The following is a 1,800-nucleotide window of genomic DNA, read 5'->3' as shown; positions in this document are numbered from 1 at the left end:
TCATCACTGATACCGGCAAGAGCCGCTTCGAATGTGGCTTGACTCCACCCCTCGCGCTCCCGAAGCTGACAGAGCGCCAGGGAGGCCGCGTGCGCAACGGGTGGGTCCAGAGAGCCTGCCAGCTCCCCCACCGCCACCAGGGCGTCGAAGCGATTCTCGGCCTCTGCCAGCAAGCGATCCAGATCAGCAGCGACGAACAGATCGGGTCGCTGCCAGTCGCGCGCCAGTGCGGCGGCGTCCTTCACGAGCTGCTGGTGCTGCTCTCGCTCTTCTTCCAGCGTCCGCGGCGCAGGAAAGCGCCGTTTGAGCGCAGCCAGCAGCACCAGCAGGCACTGCAGCAGGGAACGCTCCGCCTCCTCCAGACGGGCATCATAGTGACACCACAGATGGCCGGTGGACAGTTCATAGCCGCCCTGCGCCAGGGGAACGAGGGGACGAGAGACGACGAAGAGGTCTCCCACCTGGATGCCCGCCTGCCGGGCCCGTTCCAGGAGGGGGAGACAGGCTGGTGGGGTGGGCAGAAGCAGGCGACGCCCTCCCAGCTGGCGGGAAAGCCAGTGCCCTGGTTCCTCAATCGTCATAGCAGCCACTCCTTTCGCTTCTTTCAGCACACTATCCCTCCACAGCGGGCAGGCAGAGAGGGGAACAGATGACACCGGCAGAGAGCGGCGGAGCCTCTGCCGGGCACGGCACGCTACGGCATGCTCAGGACGTCCCAGCGCCCTGATCCTCCCCTCGGGAGCGGCTTGTGCTCGCGGGCCGCTGCTGAAGGCAGACTGTCATCGTGCCGACCCGGGCACGGAAGACCCCTTGCGTCTCTCCGCCCAAGAGACGGTGCAGCGCCCGCCCAAGTTGGAGGAAGACGGGATGGGCCAGAACGGCTTCGCTGCACAGGAGCCAGTGCTCGGGAAGCTGGCCGGTCCTCTGGCGCTGGAGCAGCATGCTCCGCTCGCGAGGGACCTGCCGGAGACCGCTGTCAGCATGCACCTGCAAGCACCAGGTGGTGTCGATGTCCGAGAGCGTCAGGCAGAGCCAACAAAAGTCAGGGCATGTGCAGAGCCAGGAAGGATCGAGGAGAAACTGGAGCTGTGAGTCCCGCTCGACCTCCTTCCAGGAGGAAACGGCGAGGTGGATGGTGATGCGCAAAGCAAGTACCCTCCTTTTCTCTGGTGAATCAGCATTAGCAGAGCGGTCCTGAGAGCACAGGACTGGTGAGTCTCCCAGAGCGCGTTGGTCATCCCTCTTCCTTCCGTGCCGCGACCCGGAAGGAAATGCCCCACGAACGGAGGGCAGATGCCAGCCTGTCCATCTGGTTGCAGCAGAGGAGCTGGACATCGGCCCCTCCTTGTCGGAGGGCACTGCGTGGGGCGCTGATCAGCAGGTGGGCCTGGTCCTCCCGTAAGAGCGGCACCGCCTGGCACAACGCTGTTTCGAGCCAGTGCGCATCCGCATCGTCATCAGGTGACACCAGCACGGTCTGCAGTCGGGGCCGGGCCTCCGCGGCGGCTTGCTCCCAGCGCTGCCAGCGGAGTGCTCGCGCCCAGGCGCTCCACAGCTCGGAGGCATCTCGCACTGCCCGTTGATCCTGAGAGAGATCAGGCTGGAGGAACGGCGTTTCTCGGATGCCGAGCACTGTTTGCCTCATGCGGACAGGCAGCGGCGCTTCCCCAGTGGCCATGACGGCCAGTTCAAGCTCAGGGTCAGGAAAAGGCAGCCCTCGGCTGGTCCAGCCCACATGGGCCACCTGTAGCCGATAGCGCTCGCCGGGCAGGGGTGCTGGTGGAGTCCACGTCGCGATGA

General features: G+C 65.6%; 3 protein-coding genes. All 3 read right to left on the bottom strand.

Annotated elements, in window-relative coordinates:
• Nucleotides 1–581 (bottom strand): hypothetical protein (locus ACFMO7_RS00800; protein WP_376793638.1); only part of this gene is annotated, 581 nt, incomplete at its 3' end.
• A 124-nt stretch (nucleotides 582–705) separates the two neighbouring features.
• Nucleotides 706–1,146 carry a hypothetical protein gene (locus ACFMO7_RS00795; protein ID WP_376793637.1) on the bottom strand — a complete coding sequence of 147 codons (441 nt, stop codon included), beginning with the start codon at nucleotides 1,144–1,146 and terminating at the stop codon, nucleotides 706–708.
• Nucleotides 1,147–1,234: 88 nt separating this feature from the next.
• Nucleotides 1,235–1,800: hypothetical protein (locus ACFMO7_RS00790; protein WP_376793636.1), on the bottom strand; the 566-nt coding region annotated here is incomplete at its 5' end.

This window comes from Thermogemmatispora sp. (assembly GCF_042408735.1).
GTDB lineage: Bacteria > Chloroflexota > Ktedonobacteria > Ktedonobacterales > Ktedonobacteraceae > Thermogemmatispora.
Note: the sequence above shows the minus strand (reverse complement) of the source record. Positions and strands in the feature narration are given on the sequence as shown.